Below are 17,616 nucleotides of genomic sequence, written 5' to 3' on the forward strand. Positions count from 1 at the left end.
TGGTCTGTGGGTACCGAAGTCCGGATGAGGCAATCCGGAGGTGTCATTCGTGCTGGTGGCTGACAGGTATCGGCTCGGTGACCCGCTCGGGCGTGGCGGCATGGGTGAGGTCTACCGCGCTGTCGACCAGGTGCTCGACCGCCGAGTGGCGGTCAAGCTCATGCTCCCGGTCCGGAACACGCTCGCAGCGACGGAACGGTTCCAGCGCGAGGCGCGGGCAGCCGCGGCGCTGAATGACCCGCACGTCGTCGCCGCCTTCGACTTCGGCAGCCACGGGGAGGGCTTCTACCTCGCGATGGAACTGGTCGAGGGCCGCACTGTCAGCCAGGAACTCAAGCGGCGCGGACCGCTGCCGGCGGATCTTGCCGTCGACATCATCCGGCAGGCGGCTGCCGGGTTGGCGGCAGCTCACCGGCTCGGCATCGTGCACCGCGACATCAAGCCCGGCAACCTCCTGCTTGCCGAGGACGGCACGGTGAAGGTCGCCGACTTCGGCATCATGCGCTTCCTCAACGACACCACGACCACGTTGACGGCCACCGGCCAGATCGTCGGCACCAGCCACTACCTGTCGCCGGAACGCGCACTCGGCAAGCCTGCTGAGGCACCGTCGGACGTTTACGCCCTCGGCTGCGTGCTGTACCAACTCGTCACCGGCCAGCCACCGTTCCTGGCCGACGACCCGGCCTCGATCATGTACCAACACGTCGAAACTGCCGCCGTTCCACCCAGCGACCTCCGCCCTGAACTGTCCGGCGAGTTCGAGTCCTTCCTCTTCTGGCTACTCGCCAAGGACCCGGCGCAACGACCCACCGCGACCCAGATCGCCAGCGGCGCAACGCCTCCAGTCATCGTCCAGCCGACCGAGGCCGTCACCACGGAGTCCATGGCTCTGCCCACGGAGGCCGACGTTCAGCTTGTCGAAGCGGATGCGCCGCCTGCCGAGGGGTCCCGTCGGCCATCCCGGAAGCTGCTGGTGGCTGCCGGAGCGACTGTCGCATTGGCGATCGGCGCGACCGTCGGATTCCTGCTCGACGCCAACAGCCTCAAAGCCCCCGCCACGAACGACCTCTCCCCCGGCTCCGGCGCCACCACCCCAGCGCCACAGCCGAGCACGCCCACAACCACCAGCCCCAAGGCGACTCCAACGCCGTCCCAAACGGTGGCCGGAACCTCAGCAGCCCCACAGCCGACCGCCCGTTCTGCCTCTTCCACCAATCCCAGCAAGCCCACCAAGACCCCGCCACCCAAGGGCCCGAAAAAGCCGAAGCCCTCGAAGCCGCCGCACTCCGGTAAGCCTTGACGAGTTGTGGTTGGTACCTGGCTGGGGCTAGCCAGTTGCCCGCAGCATCCCTCCGACACATTCCAAGTAACAGCTTGACATCTAGCTATCGTCGGGTTCATATTCCAAGCATGTCCTTGGAATCGGTGGATGACCCTCGGCGGCGGCGGTTGTTGGATGATCCGTTGGCTATTCGGGCGATGGCGCATCCGGTGCGGCTGGATCTGCAGGCCTTGTTGGGGAAGGAGGGGCCGTTGACCGCGGCTGATGCGGCTCGGCGGCTCGGGATCAGCCAGGCGCTGGCCTCTCACCACCTGCGGCAGCTCGCGAAGTACGACTTTGTGGAGCCGGCGCCGGGCAAGGACAACCGGGAGCGGCCCTGGCGGCTGGTCTCCACCTCGCAGTCGTGGCGCGACGCGAAGCTGAACCCCGAGGCAGCCGCGGCGGCCGACGTACTGGAACAACTGCTGGCCGAGCGGGCCCTCGGCGCCTTGGCGGACTGGCAGCAGCGGCGGCCGGACGAGCCAGAAGTCTGGCGGGAGAACGCCGGCATCGGGCACACCGGGATCTACCTGACCGGCGACGAGTTGGCCGAGCTCGAGGAACAGATCAGCGGTCTGCTCAAGCGGTACGTCGACGAGCGGCCGATCGACGACAAGTCCACCCGGCCGCCGGGCAGCCGCCTGGTCGACATCACCCGGATCGTCACGGTGTCACCGGCGGAGGAGTCCCTCGCCGTAGAGCCAGAGGAGGAGAAGAAGTGAAGAACCTCTGGGAGGTGCTGGCGCGTCAGCGTGACTATCGGCTGGTACTGAGCGCCGGGCTGATCTCGCTGACCGGGGACTGGATCCTGCGGATCGGGCTCGCGTACCACGTTTACGCGCTGACGGGCTCGACGCTGGCCTCGGGTGGTCTGCTGCTCGCGTCGTTCCTGCCGCTGGTGGTGCTCGGCTCGCTGGCGGGCGTGTTCGTCGACCGGTGGGACCGGCGGCGCACGATGATCCTCACCAACCTGGTGCATGCGTTCGTCCTGCTGCCGCTGCTGGTGGTCCGCGACGACTCGACCATCTGGGTGATCTACCTGGTGGTGCTCGCACAAAGTTGCCTGCAGCAATTCTTCCGGCCGGCCGAGCAGTCGCTGGTGCCGTTGCTGGTCGAGCCGCGCCAACTGGTAACAGCGAATGCGCTCAACAGCCAGACCAGCGATATCGCCCGACTCGTCGGTGCCGCGCTCGGCGGTGTCCTCGCAGCGATCGGCGGACTCTCCCTGCTCGCGCTGGTCGATGCGGCGACGTACCTGATCGCCATGGCGTTGCTGATCGGCGTACGGCATCGCCCGGAGCGGCTCCAACTCGAACGCGCCGGCGGCCTGCGACCCGCAGTACTGAAGGTGAAAGCCGAATGGGTGGAGGGCCTCCGGATCTGCGTAGGCGGTCCGGCGATGCGGCTGGTGTTCGTGTTCGGACTCGTCACCGGGGTCGGAGAAGGGGCCATGAGCACCTTGTTCGCGCCGTTCGTGTCCGCCGAGCTGGGCGGCGACGGTACGGCGTACGGGTTGATCACGTCGTCGCAGGCGATCGGCGGGATCGTGGGCGGGCTGGTCGCGGCCGCTGTCGGCTCAAGATTCTCGGCGGCGAAGATGTGGGGGTACGGCGCGGTCGCGTTCGGGCTGATCGACCTGGCGATGTTCTGCTATCCCCTGTTCTGGAAGAGCCTTGTGCCCGCGTTCGTCTGCATGGTGCTGGTCGGGCTGCCTGGCGCGTTCCTGATCGCGGGGTCGATGACGGTGATCCAGCGGCTGACCGACGACACCTCGCGCGGCCGGGTGTTCGGTGCGCTCTTCGCCACCGAGGGAGTCGCGCTGCTGGTCGGTATCGCCGCCGCGGGTGTGCTCGGCGACGCCGTCGGCATCATCCCGGTGCTGGTCGTGCAGGGACTCGGCTTCGTCACCGGCGGCATCGTCGTCCTCGGCCGGCTGCGGATCCTCGAGCCGGCACCGGTCGAAGCCCCCACACCGGCCGCAGCTACTCCGTGACGACTACCGTCCCCGCGACAGTTCCCGGGAGGGGCTCGTCGGCGGCCACCAGGTGCACCCGCACGCGCGCCACCCTGCGCCCGTCCATCTCGTTGACGGTCATCTTGTAGCCGTCGAACTGCGCCTCGTCGCCGACCGCGGGGACCCGGCCGAGCTGGGCGGCGAGCCACCCGGCCACCGTCTCGTACGGGCCGTCCGGGAGTTCCACCCCGGTCTCCTCGGCGAAGTCGTCCAGGTTCAGCAGACCGTCCACCTCGACGTCGCCACTGCGCAACCGGGTGGTCTCGGCCGACTCCTCGTCGTACTCGTCCTTGATGTCGCCGATCAGTTCCTCGACCAGATCCTCGAGCGTCACGATGCCCGCGGTACCGCCGTACTCGTCCAGCACGATCGCGAGATGCGTACTGCGGCGGCGCATCTCGGTCAGCGTCGGCAGCAGCTTCGCGGTGTCGGGCAGCATCAGCACGTCCCGGGCCAGGTCGCCGACCCGGACCGACCGGGTGGCGACCGCCGGGTCGAACAGGTCGCGGACGTGCACGAACCCGACGATGTCGTCGGCCGACCCGTTCATCACCGGGTACCGCGAGTGCGGCCGCTCGGCCGCGAACTTCACCGCCTTGTACGCCGGCATCTCGGCGTCGACGAAATCCACCTCGGTCCGGGGCAGCATCAGCTCGCGGAGCTGGCGTCCACCGGCCTCGAACACGTCGTCCACGATCCGGCGCTCCTCCTCGCCGAGCGACTCGTGCGCCGAGACGATCTCGCGGAGCTCCTCGTCCGACATCACCTCGCGGTTCGCGTTCGGGTCACCGCCGACCGCGCGGACCACCAGGTCGGTCGACCTGGACAGCAGCCAGATCACCGGCCGGGCGATCGAGGCGATCCGGTCCACCAGCGGGGCCAGGCCGAGCGCGAACGTCTCGGCCCGCTGCAGCGCGAGCCGCTTGGCCGCGAGCTCGCCGATCACGATCGACACGTACGAGATCGCGATGGTGATCAGCACCAGGGCGACGGTGTTCGCCACGGACTCCGGCAGGCCGAGGTCCTGCAGGTGCGGGGACAACCCGTCGGCCAGCGTCGCGCCACCGAAGGCGGCGGACAGGAAGCCCATCAGGGTGACGCCGATCTGCACGGCGGACAGGAACCGGTTCGGGTTCGCGGCCACCCTGGCGACGGTCTCGCCGCGCCTGCCGCGCTGGGAGATCGACTTGAGCTGACTCTCCCGCAGGGAGACCAGGGCCATCTCGGCCGCGGCGAAGACGCCACCGATCAGGACGAAGATGAAGATCAGGACGATGTTGAGCAGGGTCTCGTTCATGGCTGGGGGATTCCTAGCGCCCTCTCCTGGTCGGCGGGAGAGAGCGCGATGGTAGGGCGACGTCCATCGGTCCAGCGTAGCGGCGGCGGGTCCCACGGTGCATGTTCGAACTTGTTGGTTTACGATGATTCGTGGCCAGGTGGCCGCAAGTCATGGTCGGGGCGGTCGTTCGCGGCCCTCACCCGCAGCAAGTCGGACCAGGAAGCCGGACGATGAACACACCTCGAGGCGCCCGCCGGACGGACACCACCTTGTCCGACGGCCGGCAACTGATCTACTACGACCCCGCCGACGCCCCGGTCCGGGTGCCCCTCGAGGACACCCGCGGGCTGCTCGCGCCCAAGCCTCAGGTGGAGCTGCGGACCGACCCGCTGACCGGTGACGTGATCACCTACGCGACGCACCGCAACACCCGGACCTACCTGCCGCCGGCCGACCAGTGCCCGCTGGACGCGACCAAGCCGGGCAACCCGACCGAGATCCCGGACCACGACTACAACGTGGCCGTGTTCGAGAACCGGTTCCCCTCGTTCGCCGGACCCGGCCGGGCCGAGGTGGTCTGCTTCACCAGCGACCACAACAAGTCGTTCACCGACCTGTCCCAGGGCGAAGCCCGGCTGGTGGTGGAGGCCTGGGCCGACCGCTCCGCCGAACTGCGCGCCCGCCCGGACGTGGAGTACGTGTTCCCGTTCGAGAACCGGGGAAGCGAGATCGGCGTGACGCTGAGTCACCCGCACGGGCAGATCTACGCGTACCCGTTCCTGCCGCCGCGGATCAACACCCTGCTGGCGCGGGCCCGCGAGCACCAGGAAGTTGCTGGGAGCAACCTCTTCGCCGACGTGCTGGCCGCGGAGCGCAAGGAGGGCACCCGGATCATCGCGGAGAACGAGAACTGGACCGCGTTCGTGCCCGAGGCGGCCCGCTGGCCGGTCGAGGTACATCTCTATCCGCACCGCCACTTGGCCGGGATCGCGGACCTGAGCACCACCGAGCGCGACGACTTCGCCCAGCTCTACCTCGACGTACTGCGCCGCTTCGACGGGCTGTACGGCGACCGGCTGCCGTACATCGCGGCCTGGCACGAGGCGCCGGTCCGGGTGGATCGCGAGCTGGGCTACCTGCACCTGGAGCTCTTGTCGATCCGGCGGGCCGCGGACAAGATCAAGTATCTTGCCGGTTCGGAGTCCGGGATGGGCGCCTTCATTTCCGACACGAGGCCCGAGGACGTGGCCGAGACCCTGCGGAAGGTCGGTTCGTGAGCACGTTCGCGGAGGTCTTCGGCACCGAGCCCGACGGGGTCTGGCGCGCACCCGGCCGGGTCAACCTGATCGGTGAGCACACCGACTACAACGACGGCCTGGTGTTGCCGATCGCGCTGCCCAACCAGATCCAGGTGACCGCGTCGGCGCGCACCGACGGCGTGATCGCGGTCGCCTCGTCCGGACAGTCCGGTGTCATTGAGTTCCCGCTGGCCGACCTGTCGCCGGGGTCCGTGAAGGACTGGGCCGCCTATCCGGCCGGCGCCGCCTGGGTACTGCGTGAGGCGGGCTACGACATCGGCGGGGCGAACCTGTTGGTGGACTCCGATCTTCCTTCCGGCGCGGGGCTTTCGTCATCGGCCGCCCTGCTGTGCGCGACGGCCGTCGCCCTGCTGGGCCTGCACGACATCAAGGTCGACCCGGCCGAGGTCGCGCGCCTCGCCCAGCGCGCGGAGAACCAGTACGTCGGAGCGCCCGTCGGCCTGATGGACCAGATGGCCTCGATGTGCTGCACCGCCGGCCACGCCCTGTACTTCGACATCCGCGCTATGTCGACCGACCAGATCCCCTTCGACCCCGAGGCCGAGGGGCTCAGCCTTCTCGTCGTCGACGTGAAGGCGCCGCACCGCCACGTGGACGGCGAGTACGCCGCCCGGCGCAAGAGTTGCGAACAAGCCGCGGCCGAACTCGGCGTACCGGCTCTTCGGTCGGTCGCCTACGAGGACCTGGACGACGCGCTGGCCCGCCTCTCCGACGACGTCGTACGCCGCCGCGTCCGCCACGTCGTCACCGAGATCCGCCGGGTCGAGGAAGCCGTCGCCCTGATGCGCTCCGGCCGGTTGCGCGAGGTCGGCCCCCTCTTCACCGCCTCCCACGCCTCCCTCCGCGACGACTTCGAGATCACCGTCCCCGAACTCGACGTAGCCGTGGACGCCGCCCTCGCGGCCGGCGCCCTGGGCGCCCGCATGACCGGCGGCGGATTCGGCGGCTGCATCATCGCCCTGGTCGAAACCTCCGCGACCGCCTCCACCCTCGCCGCCATCACCAAGGCCTTCGCCGCCCACTCCTTCACCCCACCAGCCTCACTCTCAGCCACCCCCTCCCCAGGCGCCTCCCGCGTCTCCTGACACGGGGAGAGTCGGTCAGGAGGCGATGATCAGGTCGCAGCCGGTTTCTCGCATGGATTTGCGGGCTGCGGCGGGGAGGCCGGCGTCAGTTACTACTACGTCCAGGTCGGACCAGGTGGCGAAGGTGCTGAGGCCGACGGTGCCCCACTTGGTGTGGTCGGCGACCAGGACCACCTCGCGGCTGGCGGCGATGAAGGCTCGGTTGGTCTCGGCTTCCATCAGGTTCGGGGTGCTGAGGCCGTGCTCGGCGTCGACGCCGTGGGCGCCGAGGAAGAGCATGTCGAGGTGCAGGGACTGCAAGGCCGCGGTCGCGATCGGCCCGACCAGGGCGTCCGACGGGGTGCGGATGCCTCCGATCAGGACCACCGTGCGGTCGGAGCGGCCGTTGCCGTGGAAGACGTCGGCGATGCGGGCCGAGTTCGTCACCACGGTGAGGTTCTCCACCCGGAGCAGTTGCCGGGCGAGTGCGTAGGTGGTGGTCCCGGCGCCGATGCCGATCGCGCTGTCGGGCTGGACCCGGCGGGCGGCCTCGGCGGCGATCGCGTGCTTCGCCGAGGATTCCTGGGTGAGCTTGGCGTCGAAGCCTGGCTCGTGCGCGCTGCGCAGGCCGACCGAGGTAGCGCCGCCGTGCACCTTGTGCAGCAGACCGCTGGAGTCCAGGGCGTCCAGGTCGCGGCGGATCGTCATGTCGGAGACGCCGAACCGCTCGACCAGCTCGGCGACCGTGATCGCGCCGCGGCTGTTGACCTCGGCAACGATGGTGGCCTGTCGCTGGGCAGCCAGCTGACCGCCCCGGCCGCGGGAGGGCTCAGCATTCGGTCCGGCTGCGTTCACACTGGACAGCCTAAGGTCTCAAGTGCCCTTTCGCAGTCCGATTGTGTTGATTCCTGTGCCTGTACCGCGAAATCTCGTTGCCGCGGGCGGCCCGCCTTGTCAGGCTGAGGCATGCGATTCCCCGAGGACGTCCCGGTACTGACCGACGGCACCGTGACACTGCGTGCGCACACCAGCGCGGACATCAAGCCGGCCTTCGACGTCTGCCAGGACCCGGTGATGCAGGAGTGGACCACCATCCCGGTGCCGTACGAGTGGCAGCACGCCGAGCAGTACCTGACCGAGTTCATCCCGTCGGGCTGGCGGGACTGCAGTTCCTGGGGGTGGGCGATCGAGTACGACGGACGCTACGCCGGCACCATCGACCTGCGTCCGGGCGCTGGGGGCGTCGGCGAGATCGGGTTCGGGCTCGCGCCCTGGGCCCGGGGCAACGGCGCGATGACCCGGGCGGTGAAGCTGGCCGTCGCGCACGCCTTCGACCAGGGCTGGGAGCGCGTCATCTGGCGCGCCTACGTCGGCAACTGGGGATCCCGTCGGGTCGCCTGGAAGAGCGGATTCCGCAACCTGGTGATGGTCCCCGCTCACGGTGTGGCGCGGGGCGTCCGCAAGGACGAGTGGATCGCCTCGATCACCCGCGACGACGATCCCGAGCCGCAGGGCCACTGGTGGTCGGTGCCGGTGCTCGAGGGCGACGGCGTGCGGTTGCGCGAGTTTCGCAGTACGGACGCGAAGCGGGTTGCCGAGGCGTGCAACGACGAACGGACCCAGGAGTGGCTCGTCGGGCTGCCGTCGCCGTACACCCTCGACGACGCGGAGGGCTTCATCGAGAGCCGGCAGGAGATCCGCGCGAGCGGCGAGGGGGTGACGTGGGTGATCGTCGATCCGGACACCGACGAACTGCTCGGCAACGTGAGCTGCTTCGACCTGCGGAACCGGATCGACCAGACGATGGGCGAGATCGGCTACTGGGCGCACCCCGAGGCGCGCGGCCGCGGCGTGATGTCGAAGGCGGTCGCACTCGTGATCCGGCACGCCTTCACCCCGCTCGAGAACGGCGGGCTCGGCCGGCGGCGGCTGGTGCTGTTCGCTGCCGAGGGCAACACCGCCTCGAAGCACGTTGCCGAGGTCAACGGGTTCACCGAGTTCGGGGTCGAGCGGTCGGCCAGTCCGACCCGCGACGGCCGCTTCCTCGACACGCACGGCTTCGACCTGCTCCGCACCGACTGACCCCGGCGGTCGCCAACTGACAGCGCCGCCTGCCTCCTGCCGGCCGGCCGATCACCTGATCCGGGGGTTGCCGATCGGGCCCGGGGAGGTAACAAATCTGCGTTTCTGCGACCACTTGGTGACAGACGACACATCTTCCCCTCGCCGTGCGGCGTTCTGACTGGTTGAATCGTCGAGTGAGAGATCGTGAGGAACTCGTCCGCCGCTGGCAGGCCGGGTGGTCTGTATCGCGTGGCTGGACCACTGTCGAGGATGACAACGACGGGATCTTGACCGTCCGTGCGGGCGAGGAGAACCGTGCGATGGAGTACGTCGTCCTGGACGCCGACGACAAACCCGAGCGGGTCGAGCGCGCCGCCGAGCTGGCCAAGGCCGCCGGCAGTGGCCGGGGCGCCGGCTGGGTCACGCTGGCCACCGACGATCGCGAGGCCCGGATCGAGCAGCTCGAGGACCTCGGCCTGGAGGTGCAGCGCGACCAGGACTGGCTGATGACGATCCAGCTGTCCGAGCAGCCCGCTCTGAAGCTGAATGAGCGCTACGCCCTGCACTCCGAGCTCGAGTCGGACCTGATCATCACCAGAGCCACCCTGCACGGCGGCGTGGTGTCCAGCGGCCGGATGGCAGTGGTCGGCGAGGACGCCGTCGCGGACCGGATCGAGACGGATCCGGCGCATCGCCGGCGCGGCCTCGGCAGTGCGGTGATGGCCTCGCTGGTCGAGACCGCGGCCGCCCAGGGCGCCAAGCGCGGCATCCTGATCGCCTCGATCGACGGCCTGCGGCTCTACCGAAGCCTGGGCTGGAAGGTCATCGCCGACATCGTCATCGCCCGTCCGGCCTGATCGCGGCGACGGTCTCCGCGAGCGCCTCGGCGGTCGGCACCGGCTCCATGCCGAAGGCACCTTCGGCCTGCGAGGAATCGAGCACGAAGGGTCGCCGGAACTGGTACTGCAGTTCCCGGACACCGCGCGCCGACTTGTTCACCAGCCCGGCGAGCCAGAGCACGGCCGGCGGCATCGACGCCAACCGAGGAGCCTGTACTCCGGCGATCGCCGCGGCCTGGGTGGTCAGGTCGCGCAGGGAGGTCGGCGCCGGGCTGGGGACGTGCCAGGTCCGCCCCCAGGCCGTCTCGTCGGAGGCGACCGCGACCAGAGTCCGGGCGACGTCGGTGACGGAGGTCCAGCTGTGCGGGGCATCCAGATCCGCCGGGATCAGCGTCCGTTTACCGGCCAGAACCCCTGGCAGTACGCCGACAGTGAAGAACGACACAGCGCCGGTCCCCAGGTAGTCCGATCCCCGCACCTCCGCAGTGCGGATCCGGCCCGCTCGGTGGGCCGCCAACGCGTCGGCCCAGAGCTTCGAGCGGACCCGCCCCTTGACCGAGTTCGGCCGCTCCGGATCGCCTTCCTTCATGGGTCCGTCGGGCACTCCGTAGGCATACAGATTCCCGGTCGTGAGCAGTACCGCGCCCGTAGCCGCGGCGGTCTCGATGAGCGACGCCCCGAGCGGCGGCCAGTCCACGGGCCAGCGGTCGTAGGCGGGGCCACCGCAGCTGAACAGGGTGTCCGCGCCCTCGACGAGGCCGGTCAACGCCGACGGGTCCGACGCGTTCGCCCGCACCTTCTCGAGACCAGGGAGATCCGGGCCGTTTCCGCTGCGAGTGATCAGTCTCACCTGCTCACCGCGCTCCACCAGCAGTCGCGCCACCGCAGTACCGACCGGGCCTGAACCTACGACTGCTCGCACGGGGTCAACCTCTCGTTTGAGGTCTAGGACGGTACAGGGCTGCCGTTAAAGGTTCGTCAATGCGGGCGTGAGGAAGGCCGCATGGGGTCGTGGTCGCTGCCGAGATCGGCTACGGTCCGTGCCGTGCCTTGGCGGCTGCCGCCCGGGCGCGGACTGGGGATCACGGGGAATCGACGGACGACGACGAGAGGCTCGCTGGTTCCATGACCGACTCACCCAACGGCCGGAATCCCTTCTTCCCGGAGGAACCGGACAACCACGGCCGGGGCGACTCGCAGTACCAACCGCACTACGAAACGCAGCATCAGCCGCCATATGACCCGCAGTACGACGCACAGCGCCGGCCGCAGTACGACGAGCAGTACGAGGACCAGCACGAACCGCAGTACGACGAGCCTTCGGTCGGGCGGCACGGGAGCAGGCGGCGTCGCCGCGGCGGGGTAGCGGCACCCATCCTGGGAGCACTGGCCGTACTCGCGCTGGTGGCCGGCGGCGGCTGGTACGTGACTCGCGACGCGACCAGCCCGGCCAGCCAGGACGAGCCGCTGACGATCACGACCGACGACTCGCCCACGCCGACGGATGAGCTGAGTACGCCGGTCGCACCGAGCGCGACCCCCTCCACGCCGAGCGCGACCCCTTCGGCGACTCCGTCGAAGTCACCGTCCAAGAGCCCCAAGGCAACGCCCACCCGGTCGACCACGGCACCGAGCCGCGAGGGCACGCGGTCGCCGCAGCCGAGCACGAAGCCCACCACGAGCGCCACTCCGACCAAGAAGCCGACGAAGAGGCTGCCGGCGCCCAGCAGTGGTAGCGCGGAGGCCCAGGTGCTGCAGCTCACCAACCAGGAGCGTGCGAAGGCGGGCTGTGGACCGCTGCGGACCAACAGCGCGCTGACCAAGGCGGCCGAGGCGCACGCGTCGGACATGGTCCTGAACCACTACTTCGACCACAACAGCCTGGACGGCCGCTCGCCGTTCGACCGGATGAAGGCGGCCGGCTTCAGCGGCGGCTCGATGGCCGAGAACATCGCTGTCGGCTACAAGGCCGCGGGGGCCGTGGTGGAGGGCTGGATGAACAGCGAGGGCCACCGGAAGAACATCCTGAACTGCAGCTACACGATGATCGGGATCGGCTACGACAGCGGCCAGGTCAAGCCCGACTGGGGCAACGGGAGCTGGGTGCAGGACTTCGGCGGCTGAGCTCGAATCTTCGGTATTCGTTAAGACGATTCGCCGCCCCGTAACGGTGACCTTTCGCCTCGGTTAAAGTTTCCGTTCGGTAACCAGGGGGCCCTGGCAACGTCTCCGAGGACAACTCCGGCCCGGCCACTGTGCAGGACACCGGTTCTGCCGGCGAAGGCAGCGGCAAGCCGAAGGTCACGGTCACCGCGACCCTGCCGGCAACGCTGTGGCCAGGCCACAGCCAACAGCCGGTTGGAGAACGATCACTGTGGGTAGATCCGTCCTAGCTGTTTACCGCGAGCTCCTCACCAGCGCGCGGTGAGACGAATGAGGCACGTCTTGGGGGCGACCGTGAAGGGAACACGCACGTAATGTCAGAGCGAGGAGTCGGCGCCAGGCGCCGGCCAAGCAGGAGGGCAGCCCGTACTCCGTCGAGGGCGCGGCGCGCCCTGGTGGCACTCGGCACCGTCGTGCTGGTGATCACCCCGATCTCCTGGATCCTGCTCCACGAACCACAAGCGGACCAGGCCGACGCCTCGGTCCCGTACGTCACCAGGGACGACGACACGTACATCACGGCGTCGAACCAGCCGGTCGTGGCGACGCCGACCGCTCCGGACTCTGCGAGCCCGACAGCGACGCCGTCCACCCGTACTCCGAAGCCGTCCGCTCCGGTGACTCCGGGCGGTACGTCGTCGACGAGCCCCACCGACGGGCCGACGGACGAGCCCACGGACGGCCCGGGTACCACCACGGAGCCGTCGACCCCGCCGAGCACCGGCACCGCCGAGGACCCGGACCCGTCGGACCCACCGACGACCAGCACGCCGTCCAGCACCCCGAAGCCGTCCGCCCCGCCGCCGGCAGACAACGGCAGCATGAGCGGGGAAGAGGCGGAACTGTTCTCGCTGGTCGACGAGGCGAGGAAGAGCAATGGATGCGCGCCGCTGCGGCGGAACAGCAATCTGACCGGCAGCGCTCGCAACGATGCTGAAGGGCGGGCCGCCAGCGGCGACGTCTCCGAGACCGAGGCGTCCAAGGCGGCGGTCGGCGGCAACGGGATGTCCGCGAAAAAGGCATTCGAACGGCTGAAGTCGCAGAGCTCAGGAACCCTCTTCAACTGCGGGCTGGACGAGCTCGGCGTCGGCCGTGGCGACGCCGACGACGACGACGGCTTCCTCTGCGGGCTGGGCCTCTGCAACAAGAAGACCCGGGTCGCGTGGGTGGTCGACTTCAAGTAGTGGTCGGGTGACTACCTGGCGAAGTACCGGACGGCGGCTCGGCGAGGTTCGGGCCGCCGTTCCGTCTTGTGAGTGGGACGATGGGGGAAGGTGCTTGAGTCGGCCTCCGGTGCGGGGTTAGCTTGAGCCTCCACCCACTCTGCGGGAGGCCGGATGTACGGCGAGCGAGACGATCTCGATGCTGCCCGGCCTGCGTTGTTCGGCATTCCACCCGACGCGCTCGCCGACGAGCGGCCCGACCGGCGGCCCGAGGACGCCAAGCGGGTCGGTTTGAGCCGTCATACCGAGGAAGGCGCGGTCGTGCACTTCGTCTCCAACCTCGACGGCGCCAAGCCCGGCCACAAGATGATGGCCTGGATCCTGCTGGTCACCTTCGCCACTCCGGCCCTGTACACGCTCTTCCTGCTGCTCTGAAACGGCAACGGACCGCGACCCCCTGGCGGGAGCCGCGGTCCGTCGTACGGGACCGATAGGTCAGCCGACCTTCTTCTGCAGGTTCTCGTCCAGCGCGGCCAGGAAGGCCTCGGTGGTGAGCCACTCCTGGTCGTTGCCGACCAGCAGCGCGAGGTCCTTGGTCATCCTGCCTTCCTCGACGGTCTCCACGCAGACCTGCTCGAGGGCCTCGGCGAATCCGATCACCTCAGGGGTGTTGTCCAGCTTGCCGCGGTGCTTCAGGCCGCCGGTCCAGGCGAAGATCGACGCGATCGGGTTGGTCGACGTCGGCTTGCCCTGCTGGTGCCGGCGGTAGTGCCGGGTGACGGTGCCGTGCGCGGCCTCGGCCTCGACGGTCCTGCCGTCCGGCGTCATCAGCACCGACGTCATCAGGCCGAGCGAGCCGAAACCCTGCGCGACGGTGTCGGACTGCACGTCGCCGTCGTAGTTCTTGCAGGCCCAGACGTAACCGCCCTCCCACTTCATCGCGGAGGCGACCATGTCGTCGATCAGCCGGTGCTCGTAGGTGAGCCCGTGCTTGTCGAACTCCTCCTTGAACTCGTCGGCGAAGATCCTCTCGAAGATGTCCTTGAAGGTGCCGTCGTACGCCTTGAGGATGGTGTTCTTGGTGGACAGGTACACCGGGTAGTCACGCTGCAGGCCGTAGGAGAACGAGGCGCGCGCGAAGTCCTCGATGGACTTGGTGAAGTTGTACATGCCCATCGCCACGCCACCGTCGGCGCCATAGTTGGCGACCACGTGCTGGATCGGCTCCGAGCCGTCCTCGGGGGTGAAGGTGATGGTCAGCTCGCCGGCGCCGGGGACCTTGAAGTTGGTCGCCTTGTACTGGTCGCCGTGCGCGTGACGGCCGATGATGATCGGCTTGGTCCAGCCCGGCACCAGGCGCGGGATGTTCGAGATGATGATCGGTTCGCGGAACACCACGCCGCCGAGGATGTTGCGGATGGTGCCATTCGGGGAGACCCACATCTTCTTCAGGCCGAACTCCTCGACCCTTGCCTCGTCCGGCGTGATGGTCGCGCACTTGACGCCGGCGCCGTACTGCTTGATCGCGTTGGCCGCGTCGATGGTGACCTGGTCGTCGGTCGCGTCCCGGTGCTCGATGCCGAGGTCGTAGTACCTGAGGTCGACGTCGAGGTACGGGTGGATCAGGCGGTCCTTGATGAACCGCCAGATGATCCGGGTCATCTCGTCGCCGTCGAGTTCGACGACGGGGTTGGTCACCTTGATCTTGGCCATGGCGTGGGTTGTTCCCCTCGGTCAGATGTTTCTTGACGTCAAGATAGTTTTCTTGACGTCAAGATATCTCGCGCCTGAGTGTTCTGTCACCTCGGGGCCTTGAAGTCCTGGCGATGCCGCTGCGGCGTAGTACCGAGGACCAGGTGGAAGTGATGCCTGAGGGCCGCGCCGGAGCCGAATCCGCACTCCGCCGCGACCCGCTCGACCGGTTGGTCGGTGGTCTCCAGCAGCAGTCTGGCCCGATCCAGCCGCTGCCTGAGCAGCCACGCCTGACCGCTGCTGCCGGTGCGTTGGCGGAACTGCCTGGTGAACGTACGCCTGGACAGCGCGACCGCCGCGGCCCACTCGTCGAGCGATACCGGCTGATCCAGCCTCGACCGGGCCCACACCATCGCGCGCTCGATCACGTCGTCCGACGGATCCGGCGGTACCGGCACCGGGATGTACTGCGCTTGCGAGCCGCTCCGGTGCGGGGCGACCACGATCGCGCGGGCCAACCGCTCGGCAAGCTCAACCCCGTGATGGGTGCGAACCAGGTGCAGACAGCAGTCGAGGGAAGCCGCGGTTCCGGCCGAGGTGACGAGGTCGCCGAGGTCCGACCAGAGCACGTCCGCCCGAACCTTCACCTTCGGGTACTGCGCCGCCAGGCGATCCGCCCATCGCCAGTGCGTCACCACCTCCCGGCCGTCGGCGAGCCCGCTCGCCGCGACCAGGAACGCTCCGATGCACAGGCCGACCACCGTCGCGCCGCGCGCGTGGGCCTCGCGGATCGCCTCGACCAGCAGGCCGGAAGGCTCGCGCTCGGGGTCCCAACTCGGCAGGATCACCAGGTCCGCCTGGCTCATCACCTCGAGGCCGCGTTCGACGTACAGGTCGAAGCCGGCGTTCGTGGTGAGGCGGCCGGGCCGCTCGGCGCACACCTGGACGTCGTACTGGAGGTCGCCGCCGAGGCGGTCGCCGAGCACCAGGCAGGGCACGGAGAGGTGGAACGGGCTCATCCCGTCGAAGGCGAGCACGGCGACGGATCTCATGGCCCGATCTTAGGGAAGCATGTCCCTCGGGCCAATGGTTCGGCCGGTTCCCGCGGAGGACGATGAAGGCATGAAGATCACCCACGTGGGCGGACCGACCGCCCTGATCAGCCTCGGCGGCCTCGCTCTCCTGACGGATCCCGCGTTCGACGAGCCGCGCGAGTACCAGTTGCCCGGCCGCGTGATGAAGAAGCTCACCGGCCCCGCCGTGCAGCCCGCCGACCTCGGCCCGATCGACGCCGTCCTGCTCTCGCACGACCAGCACAAGGACAACCTCGACGACTCCGGCCGTGCCCTGCTGCCGTCGATCCCGCTGGTGCTGTCGACCCCCGCCGCGGCCTCCCGCCTGGACGGCGTCCGCGGCCTGGAGACCTGGGAGTCGATCGAACTCCCCCGCCCCGGCGGCGGCACTCTGACGGTCACCAGCCTCCCCGCCCGCCACGGCCCCGAAGGCGCCGAACCCATCACCGGCGCCGTCACCGGCTTCCTCCTGAGCGGTTCCGACCTGCCGACGGTCTACGTCTCCGGCGACAATGCCTCGGTTGACCTGGTAGCCGAGATCGTCACCCGCCTGAAAGCCGGCACCATCCCCGGCGTCACGGCCGCCTCCATCGACGTAGCCCTCCTCTTCGCCGGCGCCGCCCGCACCACCCTCCTGGATGGTGCCCCGCTCACCCTCACCTCCGAGGCCGCCGCCGAAGCCGCCCGCCTCCTCACCCCCGCGGCGATAGTCCCCGTCCACACCGAAGGCTGGTCCCACTTCACCGAAGGCCCCGACCACCTCACCAAAACCTTCACCACCGCCCACCTGACCAACCGCCTCCACGTACCAACCCCCGGCGTACCGCAGACCTTCTAACCGCAGCCGACCAGGACGGTTGGTGACGCTCCCACAACCCGGTGCGCCACCACCATCCGGAAGGCTGGCCCAAGTGGCAGGCGCCTGCACCGGCGTGATGGCTGGTGGGTGGGCCGGACCACCGCGGTGATCCACACCGGCAAGGGCAGGAACACGACGATCCACCTGTACTGGAACCAGGGCAGCTATATCTGGAACAACACCGGCGACACCGCCCGCCTCCAGACGCCGGCCAACAAGGTCGTCGACACCTGCGCCCGCATAACCGTCAGCGGCCGCGCCCGCGTCGCCTGCTGATCACCGGCAGAGCTGTACCGGACGACAGGAAGTGGTCGCTCACGAGGTCAACCTCCACGCCTACCCAGACGGCAGAGGTGCACAAAGCACGCAGCACTACCTGTCGTTCCGTACACCCCTCGGCGGCTAGCGGTACTTCGGCGGGTCGGCGTACTCAATTGATTAAGTGGGTTGTCCAGAACTCGGTCAGGTCGTCGACCGCGATCACCGCCGCCCACCGGGCGCCAGCGGCTTCTTCAGGGTCACCTTCAGCGCGGTGCAGTTCACCGTCGGCGTCCCCGCGGTCCCACCTTCGAGTCGGCTGACCTTGACGGCGTTCGCGCAGCCGTCCCACGCGTTCCCCCACAGCCGCAGATACATCTCCGCCAGCGCGGCCTTCGAGGTGTTCGTGAACGAGATCCGCTCCCGCCCCGTCCACGTCCGCCCGCTCGCATCACTCGCCGGTTTCACGTCGTACGCCGCCCGCCCGGGCCCGCGCTCGACAGTT

Annotated in this window: 18 protein-coding genes; 12 read left to right on the plus strand and 6 right to left on the minus strand. The window is 69.0% G+C overall.

Translation table 11 applies throughout. The features are described from left to right. The first annotated feature begins 49 nt into the window (after positions 1–49). From ACFPJ1_RS20480 to ACFPJ1_RS20490, 3 genes are all read left to right on the plus strand, one after another. Positions 50–1,303: a serine/threonine-protein kinase gene (locus ACFPJ1_RS20480; protein WP_380106033.1), complete on the plus strand. Its 1,254-nt coding sequence runs from the start codon at positions 50–52 to the stop codon at positions 1,301–1,303. Between the two features lie 110 nt (positions 1,304–1,413). Continuing rightward, a complete protein-coding gene (locus tag ACFPJ1_RS20485; RefSeq protein ID WP_380106035.1) occupies positions 1,414–2,046 on the plus strand; it encodes an ArsR/SmtB family transcription factor in 633 nt (210 codons plus the stop codon). Beyond that, on the plus strand, positions 2,043–3,317 hold the full coding sequence (locus ACFPJ1_RS20490; protein ID WP_380106037.1) for an MFS transporter: 1,275 nt from the start codon (positions 2,043–2,045) through the stop codon (positions 3,315–3,317). The genes ACFPJ1_RS20485 and ACFPJ1_RS20490 overlap by 4 nt, the downstream gene beginning before the upstream one ends. On the opposite strand, the gene ACFPJ1_RS20495 is transcribed toward ACFPJ1_RS20490, so the two are convergent. Continuing rightward, positions 3,307–4,635 carry a hemolysin family protein gene (locus ACFPJ1_RS20495; RefSeq protein WP_380106038.1) on the minus strand — a complete coding sequence of 443 codons (1,329 nt, stop codon included), beginning with the start codon at positions 4,633–4,635 and terminating at the stop codon, positions 3,307–3,309. The two genes, ACFPJ1_RS20490 and ACFPJ1_RS20495, sit on opposite strands and share 11 nt — an antisense overlap. Positions 4,636–4,847: 212 nt before the next feature. Between ACFPJ1_RS20495 and galT the strand changes: the two genes are divergently transcribed. Next, positions 4,848–5,894, plus strand: coding sequence for a galactose-1-phosphate uridylyltransferase (gene galT, locus ACFPJ1_RS20500; protein ID WP_380106040.1), 1,047 nt, complete (start codon positions 4,848–4,850; stop codon positions 5,892–5,894). Continuing rightward, positions 5,891–7,021, plus strand: a complete 1,131-nt coding sequence (gene galK, locus ACFPJ1_RS20505) for a galactokinase (RefSeq protein ID WP_380106042.1) — start codon at positions 5,891–5,893, stop codon at positions 7,019–7,021. The genes galT and galK overlap by 4 nt, the downstream gene beginning before the upstream one ends. A 15-nt stretch (positions 7,022–7,036) precedes the next feature. Here galK and ACFPJ1_RS20510 read toward each other — a convergent pair whose 3' ends face one another. Next, complete coding sequence (locus ACFPJ1_RS20510) at positions 7,037–7,855, minus strand: DeoR/GlpR family DNA-binding transcription regulator (RefSeq protein ID WP_380106044.1); 819 nt, start codon at positions 7,853–7,855, stop codon at positions 7,037–7,039. 111 nt (positions 7,856–7,966) lie between these two features. Here ACFPJ1_RS20510 and ACFPJ1_RS20515 point away from each other — a divergent pair, with 111 nt between their 5' ends. Both ACFPJ1_RS20515 and ACFPJ1_RS20520 read left to right on the plus strand, forming a co-directional pair. Beyond that, positions 7,967–9,082: a GNAT family N-acetyltransferase gene (locus tag ACFPJ1_RS20515; RefSeq protein ID WP_380106046.1), complete on the plus strand. Its 1,116-nt coding sequence runs from the start codon at positions 7,967–7,969 to the stop codon at positions 9,080–9,082. 176 nt (positions 9,083–9,258) lie between these two features. After that, positions 9,259–9,921, plus strand: coding sequence for a GNAT family N-acetyltransferase (locus tag ACFPJ1_RS20520; protein ID WP_380106048.1), 663 nt, complete (start codon positions 9,259–9,261; stop codon positions 9,919–9,921). Here the strand turns inward: ACFPJ1_RS20520 and ACFPJ1_RS20525 are convergent. After that, positions 9,902–10,825 carry an NAD-dependent epimerase/dehydratase family protein gene (locus ACFPJ1_RS20525; protein ID WP_380106050.1) on the minus strand — a complete coding sequence of 308 codons (924 nt, stop codon included), beginning with the start codon at positions 10,823–10,825 and terminating at the stop codon, positions 9,902–9,904. The two genes, ACFPJ1_RS20520 and ACFPJ1_RS20525, sit on opposite strands and share 20 nt — an antisense overlap. 203 nt (positions 10,826–11,028) lie before the next feature. On the opposite strand from ACFPJ1_RS20525, the gene ACFPJ1_RS20530 reads away from it, so the two are divergent. The 3 genes from ACFPJ1_RS20530 (at position 11,029) to ACFPJ1_RS20540 (ending at position 13,664) form a co-directional block, all read left to right on the plus strand. Next, positions 11,029–12,027, plus strand: coding sequence for a CAP domain-containing protein (locus tag ACFPJ1_RS20530; protein WP_380106053.1), 999 nt, complete (start codon positions 11,029–11,031; stop codon positions 12,025–12,027). 353 nt (positions 12,028–12,380) lie between these two features. Next, positions 12,381–13,250 (plus strand): CAP domain-containing protein, encoded by an 870-nt coding sequence (locus ACFPJ1_RS20535; protein WP_380106055.1) that lies wholly within the window; start codon positions 12,381–12,383, stop codon positions 13,248–13,250. Between the two features lie 153 nt (positions 13,251–13,403). Further along, positions 13,404–13,664 carry a hypothetical protein gene (locus tag ACFPJ1_RS20540; RefSeq protein WP_380106056.1) on the plus strand — a complete coding sequence of 87 codons (261 nt, stop codon included), beginning with the start codon at positions 13,404–13,406 and terminating at the stop codon, positions 13,662–13,664. A gap of 60 nt (positions 13,665–13,724) precedes the next feature. Here the strand turns inward: ACFPJ1_RS20540 and ACFPJ1_RS20545 are convergent, their stop codons facing one another. Both ACFPJ1_RS20545 and ACFPJ1_RS20550 read right to left on the minus strand, forming a co-directional pair. Continuing rightward, the gene (locus tag ACFPJ1_RS20545; protein WP_380106058.1) at positions 13,725–14,942 is read right to left on the minus strand and encodes an NADP-dependent isocitrate dehydrogenase; all 1,218 of its coding nucleotides are present in this window, start codon (positions 14,940–14,942) and stop codon (positions 13,725–13,727) included. Between the two features lie 86 nt (positions 14,943–15,028). Next, on the minus strand, positions 15,029–15,973 hold the full coding sequence (locus ACFPJ1_RS20550; RefSeq protein WP_380106060.1) for a GlxA family transcriptional regulator: 945 nt from the start codon (positions 15,971–15,973) through the stop codon (positions 15,029–15,031). Between the two features lie 70 nt (positions 15,974–16,043). Here ACFPJ1_RS20550 and ACFPJ1_RS20555 point away from each other — a divergent pair, with 70 nt between their 5' ends. After that, a complete protein-coding gene (locus ACFPJ1_RS20555) occupies positions 16,044–16,832 on the plus strand; it encodes an MBL fold metallo-hydrolase (protein WP_380106062.1) in 789 nt (262 codons plus the stop codon). A gap of 108 nt (positions 16,833–16,940) precedes the next feature. Further along, a complete protein-coding gene (locus tag ACFPJ1_RS20560; RefSeq protein ID WP_380106064.1) occupies positions 16,941–17,129 on the plus strand; it encodes a hypothetical protein in 189 nt (62 codons plus the stop codon). Between the two features lie 204 nt (positions 17,130–17,333). Here the strand turns inward: ACFPJ1_RS20560 and ACFPJ1_RS20565 are convergent, their stop codons facing one another. Next, on the minus strand, positions 17,334–17,579 hold the full coding sequence (locus ACFPJ1_RS20565) for a hypothetical protein (RefSeq protein WP_380106066.1): 246 nt from the start codon (positions 17,577–17,579) through the stop codon (positions 17,334–17,336). Between the last annotated feature and the right edge of the window lie 37 nt (positions 17,580–17,616).

Origin of the sequence: Kribbella qitaiheensis (assembly GCF_042657745.1) — a bacterium.
Lineage (GTDB): Bacteria > Actinomycetota > Actinomycetes > Propionibacteriales > Kribbellaceae > Kribbella > Kribbella qitaiheensis.